The sequence below is a fragment of the Sphingomonas sp. PvP055 genome, from assembly GCF_040546365.1.
In the GTDB taxonomy this organism is placed as follows: Bacteria; Pseudomonadota; Alphaproteobacteria; order Sphingomonadales; family Sphingomonadaceae; genus Sphingomonas; species Sphingomonas echinoides_A.
This window is the reverse complement of sequence record NZ_JBEPNS010000001.1, coordinates 2,516,185-2,536,779: the sequence shown is the minus strand read 5'-3', so window position 1 is coordinate 2,536,779 and position 20,595 is coordinate 2,516,185. Positions and strand designations below refer to the sequence as shown.

The window sequence follows — 20,595 nt, the reverse complement described above, 5'->3', positions numbered from 1 at the left end:
GCGCGGCGCGCTGCCAAGGGCACTGCGCGCAGGGCCTTCACAGCCGGGCACGGCGGGCTATCAGAGGGCATGATCCCGCTCGATCCCACGCCGCATCCGATCGATACGTTACCGTCGCGCGGAAACGCATCGGATATCGCCCTGCTCGATCATTACGGATCGGTGACATTCGCGGATCTGGAACGGATGACCGGTCAGATTGCGGCTCGGCTTGCCGCATTGGGCCTGCCGCCCGGCTCGCGGATCGCAAGCTGGTTGCCCAAGACGCGCCTCGCATGTGTGCTGCCCCTCGCCGTTCCACGCGCGGGGTTCGTGCACGTGCCGATCAATCCCATGCTCAAACGCGCGCAGGTTGCGCATATCGTCGCGGACAGCGGTGCGGCGATGCTAGTGACCCAACCCGGACGACGCGAAACGCTCGAAGCGGGAGATATTGGCGGATCTTGCACGCTTTTCCTCGAAGCAGATCTGAGCTTCGAGGGGGCAGTTTTGCCACCCTCGACCGCCGATACCGACACCCTGGCCGCGATCCTCTACACGTCCGGATCGACCGGGCGTCCCAAGGGGGTCATGGTGAGCCATGCCAATCTTTGGCTCGGCGCGATCAGTGTCGCGCGATATCTCGCGATCGAACCGAGCGACCGGGTGCTGGGTGTCTTGCCGTTGAGCTTCGATTACGGCCAGAACCAACTGTTCTCGACCTGGGCCGCCGGCGCGCGTTATGCCCCGCTCGAGTATCTGACGGCGCGTGATGTGGTGAAGGGGGTGGCCAGGACCGGGGCGACCACCTTGGCCGGCGTGCCGCCGCTGTGGGTTCAGCTGCTTGAGACTGCGTGGCCGGAAGACGTTGCAAGGCAATTGAAACGTTTGACGAATTCTGGCGGAGCGTTGACCTTGCCAATGATTGCCGGGCTCCGCGATCGGTTTCCCGAGGCGCAGATCTTTCCGATGTATGGCCTGACGGAAGCGTTCCGCTCCACCTATCTGCCGCCCGATCTCGTCGCGGATCATCCGGAGTCAATCGGCCGGGCCATTCCCTTCGCCGAAGTGCTCGTCGTACGCGCGGACGGATCGCAGGCGGACGCGGGGGAGGCGGGGGAACTGGTGCATGCCGGTCCGTTGGTCGCGAAAGGGTATTGGCAGGATGCCGAGCGGACCGCGCAACGCTTCCGCCCCGCACCGGCATGGGCGCGCGAAAGCGGGATGGCGGTGTGGTCCGGCGATACCGTGGTCGCGGACGCCGACGGCCTGTTGCGGTTCGTCGGCCGCGATGACGAGATGATCAAGAGCGCCGGGAACCGCATCAGCCCGACCGAGATCGAGGACGCGGTCCTTTCCGGTGGAGAAACGCGCGAGGCGGTCGCGATCGGCGTGTCCGATCCCCGGCTGGGGCAAGCGATCGTCGTGGTCGCGCGCGGGGACGGCACGCGCGAAGCCGAATTGCGCGCGCGATTGCGCCGCGAACTCCCGAGTTTCCAGCAACCGCAACGCTATGTCTGGCGGGCGGATTTGCCGCGCAACGCGAACGGAAAGCTCGATCGGGCGGCGTTGAAAGCGGAGATCACGGCATGAAACCGATGGGCGCCATTCCGGCAGACTTCGGGACGACCACGCCGCTGCAAATTGCGGGGCAGACTGCCGCCGAATGGGTCGCAAACGCCGGCGATACGCCGCTGTTCGTCTACGATTTCACGGTGATTGCCGCCCGAATAGCGCGCTTTCGCAGCGCAATGCCGACGGGTGTCGATCTGCACTATGCGATCAAGGCGAACCCGTTCGCGCCGCTGCTGGCGGCCATCGCCCCGCTGGTCGATGGCTTCGACATCGCCTCGGCCGGGGAGATGGATATGGCGTTGCCGCACAAGCCGGCGACGGCGATCAGTTTCGCGGGGCCCGGGAAACGCGACGACGCGCTGACGGCGGCAATCTCCGCCGGTGTCACGATCAACGTTGAGTCGGCAAACGAAGCCGCGCGCGCGCTCGACATTGCGGAGCGGGTCGGCGTGACCCCGCGGCTTGCGGTCCGGGTCAATCCGGATATCGAATTGCGCGGGTCGGGGATGCGGATGGGCGGGCGCGCTTCGCCGTTCGGGATCGATGCGGACGAAGCGGCGGCGGTTGCGCGAACGATCCTCGCCGCCGGGGCGGACTGGCGCGGGTGGCATATCTTTGCGGGATCGCAAGCGCTCGATCCCGCGGCGATCATCGAGACGCAGGCAGCAACGCTGGAACTCGCGGATCGGCTCAGCGAGGCGGCGGGCGCGCAGCCGCCGCTCGTCAACCTCGGCGGGGGTTTCGGCATTCCGTACTTTCCGGGCGAGCAGCCGGTCGACATCGAGGCGATCGGCGCGGCGCTCGGCGACCGGTTGAGCGAGCGTGACCGGACCGGCACCCGCCATGCGATCGAGCTCGGGCGCTGGCTGGTCGGAGAGGCGGGGGTGTATCTGACGCGGATCATCGATCGCAAGCACAGCCGCGGGGAAACCTTTCTGGTGGTGGATGGCGGCCTGCACCACCAACTCGCCGCCACCGGGAACCTCGGCACGGTGGTTCGGCGCAACTATCCCGTGGCGATCGCTTCGGGCGCGGGCGGTGCGATGGAGACGGTCAGCGTCGTCGGACCGCTGTGCACGCCGCTGGACCGCTTGGCCGACCGGGTTTCACTGCCGGAGGGACAGGTCGGCGACCTAGTCGCGGTGTTCATGGCCGGGGCGTATGGGCTCACTGCCAGTCCGACGGCGTTCCTGGGCCATGCGCCGCCGCGGGAACTGCTCGTGCGGGCTCCTGTCGAGCCCTAACGCTATCTTCACCCCTTCCGGGCCATAGCGGCACCATTACCGCGCGCGCGCCGCAGGACGTCAGACAAGACGCCACGGTCGCTGTGCCCGGCAGGAGGTGTTTATGGTGCGCGTTTCCCGGAGTATCGCAGGTATCGTGCTCGCGAGCGTCGTGGCGACGACGATGGGGGGATGCGCCAGCGCGGATCGCCCGGTGCTGCCGCAAGCGGCGTTCGTGGCCGCGCAGGACAAGCCGAGCGAAGAATATATCATCGGTCCGCTCGACCAGCTCAACATCTTCGTCTGGCGCAATCCCGAGCTGTCGACGAAAGTTCAGGTCCGCCCCGACGGCCGGATCACCACGCCGCTGATCAGCGACATGCCCGCAGTTGGCAAGACGCCGCGGATGCTTGCGGACGACATGAAAATTTCGCTCGGCGAATACATCAAGGACCCGATCGTCTCGGTGATCGTCGAGAATTTCTCGGGGACGTTCAGCCAGCAGATCCGGATCGTGGGGGCGACCGAGAAGCCCGCGTCGATCCCGTATCGCGCCAACATGACGTTGCTCGACGCGATGATCGCGGTCGGCGGGCTCAACCAATATGCCGCGGGCAATCGCGCCCGGCTGGTCCGCTACGATCGGACGAGCGGCAAGCAGGCCGAATATGCGCTGAAACTGTCGAGCTTGCTCAAGGATGGTGACAGCCGGGCCAACGTTCGGCTCGAACCCGGAGACGTCATCATCATTCCCGAAAGCATGTTCTGAGGGTGCGGCGGCAATGAACGGGTTGTTTAATGAATTGCGCCTCGTGGCGTATGCGATCTGGATGCGGCGGTGGACCGCGCTGGCGATCGCCTGGGGTGTCGCGCTGCTGGGGTGGCTGGTGGTTGCGCAAATCCCCAACGTCTATGAATCCCGCGCACGCGTGTTCGTCCAGCTTCAGACGGTCCTCCCGTCCGCCGTCGGGATCACGGTTGCCGATCAGCAGAAGGACGTCGATACGATCCGCCAGACGCTGACGTCGGCGACGAGCCTCGAAAAAGTCGTGCGGGGGACCGATCTTGCGGCGACGGTGCGAACCGATCGGGATCTCGCCGAGCGCGTCGCCGGTTTGCAGAAGGCGATCAAGATCACCGCGCAACAGGACAATCTGTTCGAGATCGTCGCGAGCGGGTCACGCCCGAAGGTGACGCAGCAGGTCGTGCAGAAGCTGATCGACCTGTTCGTCGAACAGAATCTGTCGGGCGACCGCGACGAGACCAGCCAGAGCCTGACCTTCCTCGACGCGCAACTGGCCGAGCGGCAGAAGCAGTTGGCGGACGCGGACGCCAAGCGCACCGACTTCCAGAATCGGTACCTGGGGAGCTTGCCGGGAACGGGGACCCTGACCGATCGGATGGCCTCCGCACGATCGGCTATGGCACAGGTCGAGAGCGATCTCGCCGCGGCGCAATCGGGGCTTGCCGCGGTCAACGGGCAGATGGCGGGGACACCGTCCAATATCGCAGGCGCTGCGGGTGCCGTCAGCATGGGGCCGGCCCGCGCCCGGTTGAACGCGATCCAGGGACAATTGGCGGACGCGCGCGCGCGCGGCTATACCGAGGCGCATCCCGATGTCGTCGCGCTGCGCAATCAGCTTGCGGCCGCGCAGGCTGCGGCGAAGGCCGAGCCGCTGATCGTCGGGGGCGGGGCAGGGGCTTCGTCCAATCCGGCCTATCTGTCGATGCGCTCGATCCAGGCCGAGAAACAGGCGCAAGTCGCGGCGCTCAACGCACGTCGGGCGCAGCTGCAGGCGGATCTCGACCGGATCACCGCGAAACTGTCGGGCGATCCGGCGGTCGCGGCGGAGCAGTCGCAGATCGAGAACGATTATCAGGTCCTGAAGGACTCCTACTCCAAGCTGCTTTCCGACCGCGAGACGATCAACTTGCGCGGGCAAGCGCAGACGCAGACCGACTCGATCAAGTTCAGCGTGATCGATCCCCCGTCGGCGCCGCGCGTTCCCGCGACCCCCAACCGGCCATTGCTGCTGACTGGGGTTCTGGTCCTCGCGATTGGCGCAGGCGTCGCGGGAGCGTTTGCGCTGGCGCAGCTCAAGACGACCTTTCCCACGGTCGCGCGGCTGGAAAAGGCGACCGGCATGCCCGTCATCGGCGGGATCGGCGAAATGCGCGGGCCCGCGCAAACGGCGACGCGGCGGCGCCTGCTGCTCTATTACGGCGGCGCATTCGCCGGATTGGGCGTGGCGTATGTCGGGCTGCTCGGTGTCGAAATGATCCAGCGAGGATTGGCAGCATGAGTGATCCCTTGGCGCGCACATCGCCCGCCTCGCTGCTCGAGCGCGCAGCGGCGGTCTATGACTTCGAGGCGCATCTGCGGAGACGGGATGCGGCGACCAGCCCGGTCGTTCGGGGGGCGCCGGATGAAACGCCTGAGGACGACCCCATCGTCGTTCCGGTACCGGAGAAATCCGCGCCACCGGCGCCGAACGCTCTCGTTCCAGGCGCCTGCGCGCACGTCGACCGAGCGTTGCTCGCCGAGCGGCACATGCTCGTGCCCGGCGCGGCGGTCGGTGCGCTGGCCGAGGAATTTCGGCTGGTGAAGCGGCACCTGTTGATGACAGCGCGGTCGCTGCGGCCGCACGACGACGTTGCCGCGCGCACCTTCCTGGTCACGTCGGCCAATCCGGATGACGGCAAGACTTATTGCGCGCTGAACCTCGCCATCTCGCTGGCGGCCGAACGCGATGTCGAGGTTCTCCTGATCGATGCGGATTTTGCCAAGCCGGACGTGATGTCCCGGATCGGGCTGCGCGAGGGGCCGGGGTTGCTGGATGCGCTGGCGGATCCATCGATCGCGCTGGAATCCTGCGTCATCCGGACGGATATCCCGCAGTTGAGCGTGCTGCCGTGCGGAACCAAGACGACGATGGATACCGAACTGGTCGCCAGCGCGCGGACCGGAGCGGTCATCGCGCAGTTGCTCGCGGCGGATCCGCGCCGGATCCTGCTGTTCGATTCGCCGCCGGTGCTCGCCGCCTCACCGGGCGCGGTGCTTGCGAGCCATGTCGGTCAGGCGATCGTCGTGGTGCGGGCGGATCGCACCGGCGAAAGCGATCTGCGCGAAGCCGTCGCGCTGCTCGACGGATGCGAGCACCTGCAGCTTTTGCTCAACGCGGTCGCTTATGCGCCGGGCGGGCGGCGGTACGGCAGCTATTACGAACGGCAGGACGGCGCGCAGTGACGTCCTGCCGCCGTTTGTGGGTTCTCGGGGTGGCGGCGATCGCTGCTTCCCCCGGGGAGTCCGCGGAGCGCCAGAAATCCGTCGCGCCGTATATCGAGATCGGTCAGGTCGTGACGGCGGATCTGACCAACGATGACGTACTGACCTATTCGACTCTCGCCGCCGGCGTCGAAGCATCGGTGCAGACGCGACGGACGCAGGCGCAGGTCAGCTATCGGTATGAGCGGCGGATCTCGTACAGCAAGCGCGTTGGCGACACCGACGTGCATAGCGGCCTCGCGCGCGCAGCGATCGGCGTTGCGCCGGGAGTCCGAATCGAAGGCGGGGCGATCGCCACGCGTGCGCGCTCTGACATAAGGGGGGGCGCACCGGTCAATCTCGTCGGAAATGTCGACAATATCGCACAGGTCTATTCGGCCTATGTCGGCCCGAGCCTGACCAAGACCGTCGGTCCGGTCGGGATCGCCGCGAGCTATCAATACGGCTACACCAAGACGGAGGCCCCAGGTCGGGTCGCGCTTCCCGCCGGAAGCCAGCCGCTGGACGTGTTCGACAGCGCACAAAGCCATGTCGTCACCGCCAGCGCCGGGGTTCGCCCGGGCCGGGTGCTTCCGGTCGGCGTCACCGTTTCCGGCGCATATGAGAACGACACCGCGTCGCAGCTCGACCAGCGGTACGAATCCGGGGTCGTCCGCGCGGAGGCGATCCTGCCGGTGGCGTCGACCCTCGCGGTCACCGCCGGGGCGGGGTATGAGAAGATCACCGTCATGCAGAAGGACCCGCTGCGCGATGCGGCTGGCGCACCGGTGGTGGATGCGCGGGGCAGGTTCGCGACCGATCCCGTAACCCCGCCGCGGATCGCCTATCAAACCGACGGGCTGATCTATGACGGGGGGATCATCTGGCGGCCAGGGCCACGCACGTCGCTGCAGGCGCGGATCGGGCAGCGTTATGGCGGTATGACCTATAGCGGAACGCTGACCTACGCCGCGTCGCGCGCGATCGGCATGCAGGTCGTGGTCTACGACAGTGTCGATACCTTCGCGCGGCAATTGCGACAGAGCTTGTCCGGCTTGCCGACGAGCTTCGTCGATCAGCGCGATGCCTTCGGGCAACAGTTCAGCGGCTGCACGTTTGGCGGGGCGGGCAGCGCCACAGGCGGCGGGGCAGGCGGGGCGGCGGGCGGATGCCTCAACGGCGTCTTCCAGTCGATCTCGACCAGCGCGTATCGCGCGCGCGGCGTGGACGGCGTCGTGTCGGCGCACCGCGGCGCGTTCAACGTCGGCGTCGGCGCGGGCTATGCCAGCCGGCGGTTCTCCACCCCGGTCGGATCGGGCTTCACCGTCGACGGGGTCACCGACCAGAGCGTCTACGCGCAGGCCTTCTTCGCCGTCCCGATCGACCGCGTCTCGGGTATCAACGGCAACGTCTTCGTCAACGCCTATGACAGCGGCATCGCGGCGGCACCGTCGATCTTCAGCACAGGCGCGACCGGGCTCTACTACCACAGTTTCGGCCGGATCGCCGCCCAGGCGTCGGCGGGGGTCTATGCGTTCAACCAGAAGGGCATCGACGATCAGCTCTCGGCACAGGCGCAGCTCGGGATGCGGTATCACTTCTGAAACGATCGACCGTGTAAAGGTTCGGCAAGGATGATGTTATGTACGATGATCATTACGGACTGACCGGGCGACCGTTCCAGCTGACCCCCGATCCGCGCTTCTGGTTCGAGACCGCGACGCACCGCAAGGCGATGGCGTATCTGGGCTTCGGCCTGGCGCAAGGGGAGGGCTTCATCGTCATCACCGGGGACGTCGGCGCGGGCAAGACGACGCTGGTCGGTCATCTGATCGCGACGACGGATCCGACCCGGTTGCACGTCGTCAAGATCGTCTCGACCCAGATCGAGGCGGAGGACCTGCTGCGGATGGTCGCCGCCGGGCTCGATATCGAGGGCAAGGGGCTGACCAAGGCGCAACTGCTCGCCGCGATCGAGCAGGGGCTGCACGGGATCGCCAGATCGGGGCGGCGGACCCTGCTGATCGTGGACGAGGCGCAGGCGTTGCCGGTCGCGAGCCTCGAAGAGCTTCGGATGCTGTCGAATTTTCAGGCCGGTGCGCAGGCGCTGCTGCAGATCGTCCTGCTGGGGCAGCCCGAGTTCCGCGACCGCCTGTACGGGTCGGATCGGCTCGAACAGCTCCGGCAGCGTGTGATCGCGGTCCATCACCTCGAACCGATGGGGCGGGAGGAAGTCGCGCCCTATATTCAGCACCGGTTGTCGGTGGTCGGCGGAGTCGACCGCCCGAGGTTTACGCGCGACGCGTTCGATACGCTGTACGACGTGTCCGAGGGGGTTCCGCGGCGGTTGAACCAGTTGGCGGGTCGGGTGCTGCTGTTTGGCGCGCTGGAGCAATTGACGACGATCGATGCGGACGCGGTCCGCGTCGTCGTTGCCGATATCGCCGGGGACTTGCCGGGCGCAAAGCTCGTCGCGCCGCTGGCCCGGGCTCCGAGCGTCGGGAGCGAGCCGACTCAAATCTTCCGCGTTGCGTCGCCCTCGAATGATCACGATCCTGTCCGTTCGATCGCGGCCCCAGACAAGACGCTCGATTCCGGTCAGGATCTGGATCAGGCAGGCAACGCGTCGTCGGCTGCGCTGGAGGGGCGGATCGCTAGGCTGGAAGCCCGGATCGAGGAACAGGACGTCGCGTTGCGCCGGGTGCTGACGCTATTGGTCGATTGGGCCGAAGCTGCACCCGGTCCGGCTGGTTTCGCTCACGGCAGCGGGAACTGAAGGCGATGCAACACGCAATGTCGGTCGACGTCGAGGATTGGTTCCAGGTCGGCGCGTTCGAAAAGGTCATCGACAAGGCCGACTGGGCGAGCCTGACCCCGCGCGTCGAGCGCAATACCGATGCTGTCCTGGCGCTGTTCGCCGACAGCGGGGTGAAGGCGACGTTCTTTACGCTCGGCTGGGTCGCGGCGCGCTATCCTGCGGTGATCCGCCGGATCGTCGAGCAGGGGCATGAACTGGCGAGCCACGGCTGGGACCATGCTCGCGTCTTCACGATGACGCCCGATGAATTCCGGAGCGACGTTGCCCGCGCGGGCTGCGCGCTGGAGGACGCGGGCGGGGTGGCGGTGACCGGCTATCGCGCGCCGAGCTTCTCGATCGATGCGCGTACCCCCTGGGCGCATGATGTGCTCGCGGAGGCGGGCTACGCCTATTCGTCGAGCATCGCGCCGCTGCGGCATGATCATTACGGCTGGCCCGAGGCGCCTCGCTACGCCTTTCGTCCCCGCGCGGATGCCGCGTTGATCGAAGTGCCCGTGACCGTGGCGGAATTGGGCCGTCGGCGGATGGCGACGGGCGGCGGGTTCTTCCGGCTGTTTCCCGCAGCGGTCACCGATTACGCGGTGCGTCAGGTCGATCGTGCGGGGCAACCGGCGGTATTCTACTTCCATCCTTGGGAAATCGATCCCGGCCAGCCCCGCGTGAACCACGCGCCGATGCGGTCGCGGTTGCGCCATTACAGTCGGTTGGGCGCAATGTCGGGCAAGCTTCGCGGGCTGATCGCGCGGCATGACTGGGGCCGGATGGATGCGATCGTCGCAAGGCTCGGTTCCGTTCCGGTCGGGATGGGCGCGTGACCATGGCTTTGCTCACGAAGCCGGTCGCGGTGCGGCTGGTGGATTTGCGCGACGTGCGGGAGCGGCTGCGGGTCGAGGTGTTCGTCCGGGCGCATCTGGCGGGAACGCCGTTCCACTTGCCTAAATGGAGCCTCGGCGTCGCGGAAGGGTGCCGGCAGACATGCCATCTGCTGGTCGCGGAACAGGCGAACGGCGGTTTGGCGGGGATCCTGCCGATGACAGAAATACAGTCAAGACTCTTCGGTAAGGCGCTGATCTCCAACGGGTTTGCGGTCGGTGGTGGAATCCTGGCGGAAGATCTGGCCGCAATCGCGCCGTTGGCCGAGGCGGCCGTCACGCTGGCCGCGCAACGCGGCTGCGCGACGCTCGAGCTGCGCGGCGGGCCGGTGCCGGAGGGGGCTTGGGCGGAGGATGCAGAGACCTATCTGGGGTTCGTGCGCGCGATCCCGGAGAGCGAGGCCGCGATCCTGGCCGCGATCCCTCGCAAACAGCGCGCCGAGGTGCGCAAGGCGCTCGACGGAGCGCTGACCGTGTCGGTCGGGACCAGCACCGAAGATCGCCGCGCCCACTACGCCGTTTACGCCGAATCGGTGCGCAATCTGGGCACTCCGGTGTTCCCGCGACGCCTGTTCGACGCCGTTCTCGACCGGTTTGGTGCCGATTGCGACATCCTGACCGTGCGATCGGACGGCACGCCCGTCGCGAGCGTGCTGAGCCTGTATTTCAACGGCACCGTCTACCCCTATTGGGGCGGCGGCACGCAGGCGGCACGGGCGCTGCGCGCAAACGACCGAATGTATTTCGCGCTGATGGCGCACGCCAGCGAGCGCGGCTGTTCGCGGTTCGACTTCGGGCGATCCAAGGCCGGGACCGGCCCCGCCGCGTACAAGAAGACCTGGGGGTTCGAACCGACCCCGCTCGTTTACGCCAAGCATGTCGCGCCGGGCGCCGAGGCCCGCGAAGTCAACCCGCTCGACCCGCGCTATGCCCGTAAGATCGACCTGTGGAAGAAGCTGCCATTGTGGGTCGCCAACGCGGTTGGGCCGCACATTTCGCGCGGCCTGGGGTGATGGGCGACATTCTGTTCCTCGGGCACCGCGTGCCCTATCCGCCCAATCGCGGCGACAAGATCCGCGGCTATCATGTTCTCCGCTATCTGTCCGAGCGCGCGCGCGTGCATCTGGTCGCGTTCGCCGATGATGCGCGTGATCTCAGCGGCGCGGGGGGGCTGTCGGCGATCACCGCCGATCCGACGATCGTCTGGCGGTCCGGATCGCGGGTGCGGTCCGCGGCAGAGGCGATCGTGCGTGGTGAACCGATGTCCCTGAGCGCGTTCCGCAACCCTTCGGTCAAGCGCGCCGTCGACAAGGTGCTGGCCGAGCATCCGATCGACACGATCTACGTCTTTTCCAGCCAGATGGCGCAGTATCTTCCCAGCAATCCGCGGCAGCGCGTCATCATGGATTTCGTCGACATGGATGCGGCGAAGTTCGAGGCGTATGCGGAAGGATCGCGCGGGCCGATGCGATGGGTGCTGCAGCGCGAAGCACGGTTGCTGCTGCGGCACGATCGCGGCATCGCGGAGACCGCGCACGCCAGCCTGTTCGTCAGCGCAGCCGAGGCGGCGATGTTCGCGGATAGGACCGGGCTCACCGATGTCCACGCGGTCGAGAACGGGATCGACACCGGGATGTTCGATCCCGCCGCGTCCTTCACCCCCGCCGATCTGCCCGCGCCCGCGATCGTCTTCACTGGGCAGATGGACTATCGCCCCAATATCGAAGCGGTCTGCTGGTTTGCCGAGACGATCCTGCCGCTGATCCGCCGACGCCATCCGGACGCGCGCTTCGCGATCGTCGGGCGGGCACCGACCGATGCGGTCCGCGCGCTGGCGACCCGTCCGGGGGTGATCGTGACCGGCGAGGTGCCCGATGTTCGCGGGTGGCTCGCGGCAGCTTCGGTGGTCGTCGCGCCGCTCAAGCTGGCGCGTGGCGTGCAGAACAAGGTCCTCGAAGCGATGGCGATGGCGCGACCGGTGGTGACGTCGCACGCCGCCGCCGAAGGGATCGACCACGCCGGCACGATCCGCACCGGCGAGACCGCGGCGCAGATCGCGGGCGGCAGTGGTGGCGGTGCTCGACGACCCGATCGCCGCGGCACGCATGGGGGCGGACGCGCGCGCGCAGGTGCAGCAGCGCTATAGCTGGGCGGCGCGGCTGGCGCCGCTCGACGCGCTGTGCGGCTTCGCGCCGACCGCACGCGCCGTCGTCGGCTGACATGACGAGCCTCGCGGGGGAGCGCGCCTATGCGATCGATCCGGGCCACACCGTGCGACCTGCGGCGACGGCGTGGCTCGATCCTCTCGCGTTGCTGGCGGCAACCGTCGCCGGACTGCTGGTGCTGTTCCGGCAGGATCTCGCGGTCCTCGCGCGGATCTGGTGGACCAGCACGACCTTCGGGCATTGCCTGTTCATCGCGCCGGTCGTCGGCTGGCTGGTGTGGCAGCGTCGCGACGGGCTGGCGCGGCTGACGCCGGTTTCGTGGCTGCCGGGCTTGCTGCTGGTCGCCGTGGGGAGCTTCGCCTGGGTGACGGGGGACGCGGCGGGCGTGGCGCTCGCGCGGCATCTCGGGCTGGTGCTGATGGTGCAGGGGACGGTGGTGACGATCCTCGGTCCCAACGTGGCGCGCGCGCTGCTGTTTCCGATTCTCTACGCCGGGTTCCTCGTCCCGTTCGGCGAGGGGTTGGAAGCGCCGCTGCAACGCGTGACCGTCGCGATGACGATGCCGCTGTTGCATCTGTTCGGCGTGCCCGCAACGGTCGACGGCGTGTTGATCACCATACCCAACGGCTATTTCGAAGTCGCCGAAGCGTGTTCCGGCGCGAAGTTCGTACTCGCGATGACCGCTTACGGTGCGCTGGTGGCGAATGTGTGCTTCGTTTCGTGGCGACGGCGCGTGGTGTTCATGGCGGTGGCGCTGGTCGTGCCGGTCCTGGCGAACGGCGTCCGCGCGTTCGGGACGATCTATGCGGCGTACCGGACGTCGGTCGCGCAGGCGACCGGGCTCGACCATATCGTCTATGGCTGGCTGTTCTTCGGGTTCGTCATGGCAGCCGTGCTCGCGGTCGGATGGCGGTGGTTCGACCGATCGCCGGACGCACCGATGTTCGACCCCGACCGCTTGCAGGCGATTCCCCGCTGGCGGGTCGATCCCGTCCTCGCCGGGATGCTCGTGCTGACGCTCGCGGCGGGCGGTCTCGCCTGGTCGGGCGCGATCGCGCATCGATCGCAAGCGGTGCCCGATCGGATCGCGGCGCCGGTGATCCCGGGGTGGCACCGCGTTGCACCCTCGGCAGCGTGGGAGCCCTATTATCCCGGCGCTGATCGGACGCTGTTCGTCCGCTATGCCGATGCGAACGGCGCGGTGGTGGACCTTGCGGTTGCGGTTTTCGGCAGCCAGCGCGAAGGGAAGGAACTCGTCGGCTTCGGGATCGGGGTGCTGCGCGCGGAAGACCGCTGGGTCCGGATCGGCGATTTGCCCGATCTGGCGGGGGGATCGTCGCTTCGGATCGTCGGGCCGGGGCGGATCGAACGCGAAGTGGTGACATGGTACCGGGTTGGTGACACGGTGACGCATGCGGGAAGTGTGGTGAAGTTGGAAACGCTTAGGGTTCGTCTGTTGGGAGGACCGCAACGCGCGGTCGCGGTGCACGTGTCGGCGGAACAGCGGCCGGGACACGCCCCACGAACCGACCTCGCGCGTTTCGTCGCCGCGCTCGGGCCGATCGATCGCCTCGCGGATCGCAGCGCGGGCGTGCTTCGCTGATGTGCGGGATTGCGGGGCTCTATTACACGGCGATGCCAAAGCCGGTGGACCCGGCGCGGGTGCGCGCGATGGCGGACGCGCAGGCGCATCGCGGGCCGGATGGCGCGGGGGTGTGGACCGCGCCCGGCGTCGGGCTGGGGCATCGGCGGTTGTCGATCATCGACCTCGAAGGATCGCCGCAGCCGATGACGAGCGCCGATGAGGCGCTGACGATCATATATAATGGCGAAATCTACAATTTCGCGGCCGTGCGGACCGAACTCGAAACGCTCGGCGCGACGTTCCGGACCGAGGGCGATACCGAGGTCCTGCTGCACGCGTGGGACCATTGGGGACCGGCGATGCTGCCACGGCTCAACGGGATGTTCGCCTTCGCGATACACGATGCGCGGCGGCAATGCCTGTTCCTGGCGCGCGACCGGTTGGGCGTGAAGCCGCTGCATTATGTGACGCTGGCTGACGGCGCGTTGGCATTCTCGTCAGAACTCAAGGGGTTGCTGGCGCATCCTCTGCTCCGGCGTGAACCCGATATTCGCGCGGTCGAGGATTATCTGGCCTACGGATACGTGCCCGACGACGCGTGCCTGGTGGCGGGCGTGTGCAAGCTGCCCGCGGGGCACGCGATGCTGATCGAGCGCGGGCGTCCGGTGCCGCTGCCGCAGCGCTGGTGGAGCGTCGACTTCTCGACCCGGGCAACGGGAAGCGCGCGCGATCTGGCCGCCGAACTGCAAGGGTTGCTGCGCGAGGCGGTCACCTCGCGGATGGTTTCGGACGTGCCGCTCGGCGCATTTCTTTCCGGCGGGGTCGACAGTTCGGCGGTGGTCGCGCTGATGTCGGAAGCGTCGCGCGGTGCGGTGCGGACCTGCACGATCGGGTTCGATGAGGCGAGCCTCGACGAACGTCGCTATGCGACGGACGTGTCGCGACGCTTTGCGACCGCGCACCGCGAGCGGGTCGTCGCGTCCGACGATTTCGCGTTGATCGATACGCTGGTCGCGGCGTTCGACGAACCCTTCGCCGATGCGTCCGCCCTCGCCACCTACCGCGTGTGCGAGCTGGCGCGCGAGGATGTGACGGTCGCGCTGTCGGGCGACGGCGCGGACGAGGCGTTCGCGGGATATCGCCGCTACAAGTTCCAGGCGGCGGAAGAGCGCGTGCGCGGGTTGTTGCCGCCGGACATGCGGCGCAGCGTGTTCGGGACGCTCGGGCACTATTATCCCAAGGCCGATTGGGCGCCACGTCCGCTCCGTGCAAAGACGACGCTGCTTGCCCTCGCCGAGGATGGCGCGGAGGCGTATGCGCGCTCGGTCGGCGTGACGACGCCTGCGCTGCGGGCTGCGCTGTTCACCGACGCCGCGCGGCGGGCGCTGTCGGGGCATCGCGCAGAGGACCGCTACGTCACCACGATGCGCGATGCGCCTGCGCGCGATCCGCTCGACCGCGCACAATATGCCGATTTGCAGCACTGGTTGCCGGGGGACATCCTGACCAAGGCGGACCGGACGAGCATGGCGGTCGGGCTCGAAGCGCGCGAACCGCTGCTCGATTACCGGCTGGTCGAGTTTGCGGCGAAGCTTCCGGTCGGGATGCGGCTGCGCGGCGGGCAGGGGAAGTGGCTGATGAAGAAGGCGCTGGAGCGCTATTTGCCCAACGACATCCTCTACCGGCAGAAGATGGGGTTCGTTACCCCGATCAGCGCCTGGTTCCGCGGACCGCTGGCGGATGAAGCCGCGGCGCTGGCGCGATCGCGCGTCCTCGGCGGGACGGGCTGGTTCGACCTCGCGACGATCGCGCGGATCGCGGCGGACCACCGCGCGGGCGTTGCGGAGCATGGGCGGACCTTGTGGCAGCTCGTCATGCTGGAACGGTCGATGGTGCGGCTTTTCGGCTGAAGCCCGCTTGCGCTAGGCGAACACCGCCATCGCCGCATGCAGGGTCAACGCGACCAGCGCGAGCGACGATCCGAGGAACAGCGCGAACCGCACCGACACCTTGTTGACGGTCGCCTGCCAGACGCTGTGCGCGATCCGGAGCAGGACATAGGCCCAGGCGATCCAGGCATTGACTCCGTTGCCGGTGCCGGTCAGCGCAATCACGCCGCAGACCGCATAGAACAGCGTAGGTTGTTCCATCAGGTGATTGTAATTATGCGCCTTCCACTGGACCTTCGGGGGTAGCCGTCCGTCCGCATCGGCGGGTTTGGTGCCGACCAGCGTGTTCAGGTCGACCCCGGATGCCTTCATCGCGGGCAGCCGCGTGAGCATCATCCACAGCAGCATGACGAGCGTCCAGGCGATCAGCACGACCACCGGTTTCAGAATTTCGCTATGCATCCGTCATGCCCTCTCCGATTGTGCAGCCATGCTGCCGGATCAGCGGGGCGGGGGCAACCCGTCGGACTTTACCGGCGCCCCATCACTTCGCCGATCCAGCGGTCATATTGGTCGGGCCACAGCGACCCGCTGTCGGTGGCCGGCAGCCGCGCGGCGAACCCGTGCCCGCCGCGGAGCAGGAAATGCGCCTCCACCGGGATCCGTGCCGCGCGCGCCCCCGCGAACAGGTCCATCGCGTTGGTGAACGGCACGGTCGGATCGTCCTGCGCGTGGACGATGAACAAAGGCGGCGTCTCGCGCGTGATGTTGCGGTCGCACGCATAGCGCCGTTCCATCGCCGGATCGGGGTTGGGACCGAGCAGATTGGTGCGCGATCCGCCGTGGCTGCGGCCCAGGTCCATGTTCGACACCGCGTACATCAACCCGCCGAAATCGGGCCGCGCGGACACTGCGTCGGCGGCGTCGACGCGGTGATAGACCGGCGTCTCATATTGCGTGAGCAGCGACGCGGCGAGATGCCCGCCCGCCGAGAAACCGAGCACGCCGATCCGGCGCGGGTCGATCCCGTAGCGTTCCGCGTTGTGGCGGATCAGCCGCAGGGCGCGCTGCGCGTCCATCAACGGTGTGTTGGCGCGATCGACCCAGCCTTCGCCCGGAAGCCGGTAATTGAGCACGAAGCCGGTAATCCCGCGTGCCGCGAGCACCAGCGCGATATCCAGGCCTTCCTTGCGGATCGAGGTGAAGCTGTACCCGCCGCCGGGCATGATCAGCACCGCGCGACCGTCGGGCCGACGCGGGCGCACCACGCCGACGTCCGGGCGGACGACGCCGCGCAGCCACAAGTCGTGATATTCGCCGGTCCGCCCGGTGATTTCGGATCGTGGGAGCGGTTCGGGTGTGCGGGCGCCGGGGGCCGCGCCAGCCCATAACGGGAAATTCTCGCGCGGGGGCCAGGTTGGCGTCGCGGAGAGTGAGATCGCCCCCGGCTGAAACGGGAGCGCGGTGCGTTGGGCAGCGGCCGCAGCAGGGGCTGCGGCCGCGCCGATCGAGAGCGCCAGGATGTTGCGACGATTCTGCATTCCGGGCGCTTAGCGGGTTCAGTCGAAGCTTGCACCCCAACGACGCTTCACGCGGTCCTTCCAGAGACCACGGTGATAAGCATCCGACGCCAGCAGCGGCATCACGCTGCCCGCTTCGGCGAACACCATCTGTTCGATCGCGGTGTTCACCTTGCCCCACGATGCCGCTTCCTGCAGCGTCGAGGACGAGCAGGCGCCGTCGCGCACGTCGGCGACGGTGATCTGCACTGCATATTTGTGGACCTGAACGTCGTCATGCCCGAGGATCTCGGCGCAGACGACCGTGTCCTGGATGAAGTTCTTGGGCACGCCGCCGCCGATCATGAGCAGGCCAGTGACACCCGCCTTGATCTTGATTTCGGTCAGCTCACGGAAATCGGCGATCGCGTCGAGCACCATGTACGGCTTGCCCGCCTTCACCGAATCGACCTGATGCTTGACGAGGCCGAAGCCCGCCGAGCTGTCGACGAACGCCGGGCAGAAGATCGGAACGTCATGCTCATAAGCGAGCTTGACCAGGCTGTTGTCCTTCTTGCCGTGCTCGACGAGATACTTGCCCATCTCGCGGATGAACTCGCGGCTCGAATAGGGGCGCGGTTCGAGCGTCTCGGCGATCTCGAAGATCGTGTGGTCGACGTGCTGGAGCTGTTCCTCGTCGATGTACGTGTCGTAGATCCGGTCGATCAGCAGCGAGCGCAGCGTGTCGTCGTCCGGCACTTCGAGCGCCTGGTAATGCTTGTGGCCAAGGCCCTCGAAGAAATCCATGTCGACGATCGACGCGCCGGTCGCGACGATGCCGTCGATCATGTTGTTGCGGAGCAGCTCGGCATAGAGATCCATGCAGCCGCCGGCCGAGGTCGAGCCTGCGATGACAAGGAAGATCGAGCAATCCTTGTCGGCGAGCATCTGGTTGTAGATGTCGGTCGCACGACCGAGGTCGCGGCTGGTGAAGCTCATCTTCTTCATCGCGTCGACGATCGGGCGCGCGTCGAACTTGGTGATGTCGATATGCTCGACGGTGGTCGAGAGCAGCTCGGCCTTGCGGTTGGTGTTGAGGACTTCGGTCATGGGGTCATACCCTTTTTCAACAGCCGCCGTCGTTTAGGGGACGCGGAAACCCGGAGAGAGGCGGTGCATCGCTGCACCGCCCCCCCGATTCGTATTGATTATGAAATGCCTGTTACAGCTTGACGACGTTCGACGCGACGTGCGGCATGGCTTCGCTGTACAGCGACACCATCGGTTCGTCCGCAACGATCACCGTCTCGTCCGATCCGAACCCGTTGAACGCGGTCCGCATCGCCGAACCATAAGCGCCGAGCATCCCGATCTCGAGATAGTCGCCCGCCTGGACGTCGGCCGGAAGGTAGAACGGTCCCGCCATGTGATCCATGTCGTCGCACGTCGGCCCGTAGAAGCTGAACGCCATGTCCTTCGACCGGCTCTCCGGCTCGCGCAGGAGCTCGACCGGGAAGCGCCAGCCGATGTGTGCCGCATCGAACAACGCGCCGTAAGCACCGTCGTTGATGTACAATTCGTCGCCGCGACGCTTTTCCACGCGCACCACGATCGAGCTGTATTCGGCGCACAGCGCACGACCCGGTTCGGCCCACAGTTCGGCCGAATAGCTGACCGGCAGCGATTCGAACGCACGGTGGATCGTCTCGAAGAAGTGCTCGAGCGGGGGAGGCTCCATGCCCGGGTAGGACGAAGGGAAGCCGCCGCCGACGTCGATCACGTCGACCGTAACCGCCGCATCGACGATCGCCGCACGAACCCGCTCGAGCGCGTTGGAATAGGCTTCGGGCGTCATCGCCTGGCTGCCGACGTGGAAGCAGATGCCGAGCGCATCCGCCGCCTGACGCGCGCGGAACAGCAATTCCCGGGTTTCGCCGGGGGCTGCGCCGAACTTCGAGGCGAGGCTGAGCTTCGAATGCTCCGACGAAACGCGCAACCGGACGCACAGCGTCAGGTCGGTCGCCTGGTCGGTGGCGTCCATGATCTTGTCCAGCTCCTCGATCGAATCGAGCGAGAAGGTGCGGACACCATAGTCGAAATAGGCAGAGCGGATCGCTTCGGGAGCCTTGACCGGGTGCATGAAGCACAGGGTTGCGCCCGGGATCGTCGTCGCGACGAGCCGGACTTCGGCGATCGAGGCCACGTCGTAATGCGTGATCCCCGAGTCCCAAAGGATTTTGAGCAACTCAGGAGCCGGATTCGCCTTGACCGCATACATCGAGCGACCCGGGAACTTCTCGACGAAGAACCGAGCCGCACGCGCTGCCGCGTGAGGACGAACCAGCGTAACCGGCTGAACCGGCCGCTGCTGAGCGATGTCGATACCCGAAACCGAGTTCGAAGGGGTCTTCGCTAACCCCAGCGCGCGATGATGCTTGTGCAACTCAAGGGACCTCCAAGTGGCTTGCGCCGAACGGTGAAAAAAGCTGCCTTGCGGTTGGAAGTCCCATGGGGCAGCGGATGGGCGAGATACGGTCGCGCTTTTGCAATGTAAAGCGGTTTTGGACCCCCGGAGACAGATGGTGACAATTTTAAGACAGCCGACACGGGCCGGGGTGCGGGATGCAGCGGCGAAGGTCGGCGCGGTGGTGCCACCAACACCTTTATTTTCCGTGGAAATATCGGGGGTTACGGTCGCTTTCAAAGCGGAAAATCTGCAGCCGATGGGCGCGTTCAAGCTGCGCGGGGCGTGGCATCGGTTGACCGCAATCGAACCCGATTTGCGATCCAGAGGCGTGGTCGCGTTCTCGTCGGGGAATCATGCGCAGGGTGTGGCGTGGGCAGCGAAGCGCCTCGGCATGCCCGCGACGATCGTGATGCCGTCGGACGCGCCCAAGGCGAAACGCGACGGCACGCTGGCGCTCGGCGCGGAGGTGGTCGCCTATGATCGCGCGACCGAGAGCCGCGAGGCGATCGCGGCGCGGCTGGCGGAGGCGCGTGGCGCAGTGCTGGTGCCGAGCTTCGATGATCCCTGGGTGATCGAGGGGCAGGGGAGCGCAGGGATCGAAGCGGCAACGCAAATGGCGGCGCTGGGGTTGGGGCGACCGCTGCACGTCGTGATCCCGTGCGGGGGCGGCGGGCTATCGGCAGGGATCGCGCTGGCGCTGCCCGACGCGACGATCACCGTGGTCGAGCCGGAGGGCTGGGACGACATGCGGAGATCGCTCGCCGCGGGACGGATCGAACCCGTCGGCGCGTCGCCACCCCCGACCGCGTGTGATTCGCTCCAGACGATGCGCGTTTCGCCGCTCACGTTCGACGTGTTGCTCCGGCGCGGTGCCACGGGGGTCGCCGTCAGCGAACGGGAGATCCGCGACGCACAACGCTGGGCGGCGGATACGCTGCGGCTGGTGGTGGAACCGGGCGGAGCGGTCGCGCTCGCCGCGATCCTGGCGGGCGAGGTGCCGCCTAAGCCGGGAATGCTCGTGCTGCTGTCCGGCGGCAACGTCGATCGCGCCGCTTATGCCGCGGTGCTGGCGGGGGCGGCATGAGCGGGATCGAATCGCTCGCACCCGCGATCGCGATGCTGGCGGCGTTCGCCTGTCTGATCGGGGGCGGTACGATGATCGTTCGGCGCAGCGACGTGCGCAAGGGCGTGTTGCTGATCGTGATGGCCGTGGTCCTCGTCGGGAACGTCGCGATCTGGACAGTGTAACGCCGCGCCA

At 67.1% G+C, this 20,595-nt stretch carries 17 protein-coding genes and 1 pseudogene; 14 read left to right on the top strand and 4 right to left on the bottom strand.

Going from position 1 to position 20,595, the window contains the following annotated elements:
• Window positions 1-69: 69 nt before the first annotated feature.
• From ABIC16_RS11960 to ABIC16_RS11905, 12 genes and pseudogenes are all read left to right on the top strand, one after another.
• On the top strand, window positions 70-1,572 hold the full coding sequence (locus ABIC16_RS11960; RefSeq protein WP_354291279.1) for an AMP-binding protein: 1,503 nt from the start codon (window positions 70-72) through the stop codon (window positions 1,570-1,572).
• Window positions 1,569-2,798: a pyridoxal-dependent decarboxylase, exosortase A system-associated gene (locus tag ABIC16_RS11955; RefSeq protein WP_354291278.1), complete on the top strand. Its 1,230-nt coding sequence runs from the start codon at window positions 1,569-1,571 to the stop codon at window positions 2,796-2,798. Before ABIC16_RS11960 ends, ABIC16_RS11955 begins: the two co-directional genes overlap by 4 nt.
• 97 nt (window positions 2,799-2,895) lie before the next feature.
• Entirely contained in the window at window positions 2,896-3,546 is a 651-nt protein-coding gene (locus ABIC16_RS11950) for an XrtA/PEP-CTERM system exopolysaccharide export protein (RefSeq protein ID WP_354291277.1), read from the top strand.
• Window positions 3,547-3,559: 13 nt separating this feature from the next.
• Window positions 3,560-5,080 carry an XrtA system polysaccharide chain length determinant gene (locus ABIC16_RS11945; RefSeq protein ID WP_354291276.1) on the top strand — a complete coding sequence of 507 codons (1,521 nt, stop codon included), beginning with the start codon at window positions 3,560-3,562 and terminating at the stop codon, window positions 5,078-5,080.
• Window positions 5,077-6,024: a P-loop NTPase family protein gene (locus tag ABIC16_RS11940; protein ID WP_354291275.1), complete on the top strand. Its 948-nt coding sequence runs from the start codon at window positions 5,077-5,079 to the stop codon at window positions 6,022-6,024. Before ABIC16_RS11945 ends, ABIC16_RS11940 begins: the two co-directional genes overlap by 4 nt.
• The gene (locus tag ABIC16_RS11935; RefSeq protein WP_354291274.1) at window positions 6,021-7,646 is read left to right on the top strand and encodes a hypothetical protein; all 1,626 of its coding nucleotides are present in this window, start codon (window positions 6,021-6,023) and stop codon (window positions 7,644-7,646) included. Before ABIC16_RS11940 ends, ABIC16_RS11935 begins: the two co-directional genes overlap by 4 nt.
• Before the next feature lie 38 nt (window positions 7,647-7,684).
• Window positions 7,685-8,818, top strand: a complete 1,134-nt coding sequence (locus ABIC16_RS11930; protein WP_354291273.1) for an ExeA family protein — start codon at window positions 7,685-7,687, stop codon at window positions 8,816-8,818.
• Window positions 8,819-8,823: 5 nt separating this feature from the next.
• On the top strand, window positions 8,824-9,675 hold the full coding sequence (locus tag ABIC16_RS11925) for an XrtA system polysaccharide deacetylase (RefSeq protein WP_354291272.1): 852 nt from the start codon (window positions 8,824-8,826) through the stop codon (window positions 9,673-9,675).
• A 2-nt stretch (window positions 9,676-9,677) separates the two neighbouring features.
• Window positions 9,678-10,745: a FemAB family XrtA/PEP-CTERM system-associated protein gene (locus ABIC16_RS11920; RefSeq protein ID WP_502958307.1), complete on the top strand. Its 1,068-nt coding sequence runs from the start codon at window positions 9,678-9,680 to the stop codon at window positions 10,743-10,745.
• Window positions 10,745-11,951: pseudogene (locus ABIC16_RS11915) on the top strand (TIGR03087 family PEP-CTERM/XrtA system glycosyltransferase). The gene ABIC16_RS11920 and the pseudogene ABIC16_RS11915 overlap by 1 nt, the downstream one beginning before the upstream one ends.
• Before the next feature lies 1 nt (window position 11,952).
• Window positions 11,953-13,500, top strand: a complete 1,548-nt coding sequence (gene xrtA, locus ABIC16_RS11910) for an exosortase A (protein WP_354291269.1) — start codon at window positions 11,953-11,955, stop codon at window positions 13,498-13,500.
• Window positions 13,500-15,392, top strand: a complete 1,893-nt coding sequence (locus tag ABIC16_RS11905; protein ID WP_354291268.1) for an XrtA/PEP-CTERM system amidotransferase — start codon at window positions 13,500-13,502, stop codon at window positions 15,390-15,392. Before xrtA ends, ABIC16_RS11905 begins: the two co-directional genes overlap by 1 nt.
• Window positions 15,393-15,404: 12 nt before the next feature.
• On the opposite strand, the gene ABIC16_RS11900 is transcribed toward ABIC16_RS11905, so the two are convergent.
• The 4 genes from ABIC16_RS11900 to ABIC16_RS11885 form a co-directional block, all read right to left on the bottom strand.
• Window positions 15,405-15,833, bottom strand: a complete 429-nt coding sequence (locus tag ABIC16_RS11900) for an MAPEG family protein (protein WP_277971060.1) — start codon at window positions 15,831-15,833, stop codon at window positions 15,405-15,407.
• 68 nt (window positions 15,834-15,901) lie between these two features.
• Window positions 15,902-16,912 (bottom strand): alpha/beta hydrolase, encoded by a 1,011-nt coding sequence (locus ABIC16_RS11895; protein WP_354291267.1) that lies wholly within the window; start codon window positions 16,910-16,912, stop codon window positions 15,902-15,904.
• An 18-nt stretch (window positions 16,913-16,930) separates the two neighbouring features.
• Entirely contained in the window at window positions 16,931-17,980 is a 1,050-nt protein-coding gene (locus tag ABIC16_RS11890) for a 1,9-bis(guanidino)-5-aza-nonane synthase (RefSeq protein WP_131528249.1), read from the bottom strand.
• Between the two features lie 112 nt (window positions 17,981-18,092).
• A complete protein-coding gene (locus ABIC16_RS11885; RefSeq protein ID WP_277971062.1) occupies window positions 18,093-19,313 on the bottom strand; it encodes a type III PLP-dependent enzyme in 1,221 nt (406 codons plus the stop codon).
• 136 nt (window positions 19,314-19,449) lie between these two features.
• Between ABIC16_RS11885 and ABIC16_RS11880 the strand changes: the two genes are divergently transcribed.
• Complete coding sequence (locus ABIC16_RS11880) at window positions 19,450-20,421, top strand: threonine ammonia-lyase (protein WP_354291266.1); 972 nt, start codon at window positions 19,450-19,452, stop codon at window positions 20,419-20,421.
• Window positions 20,418-20,585 (top strand): hypothetical protein, encoded by a 168-nt coding sequence (locus tag ABIC16_RS11875; protein WP_354291265.1) that lies wholly within the window; start codon window positions 20,418-20,420, stop codon window positions 20,583-20,585. Before ABIC16_RS11880 ends, ABIC16_RS11875 begins: the two co-directional genes overlap by 4 nt.
• The last annotated feature ends 10 nt before the right edge of the window (window positions 20,586-20,595 follow it).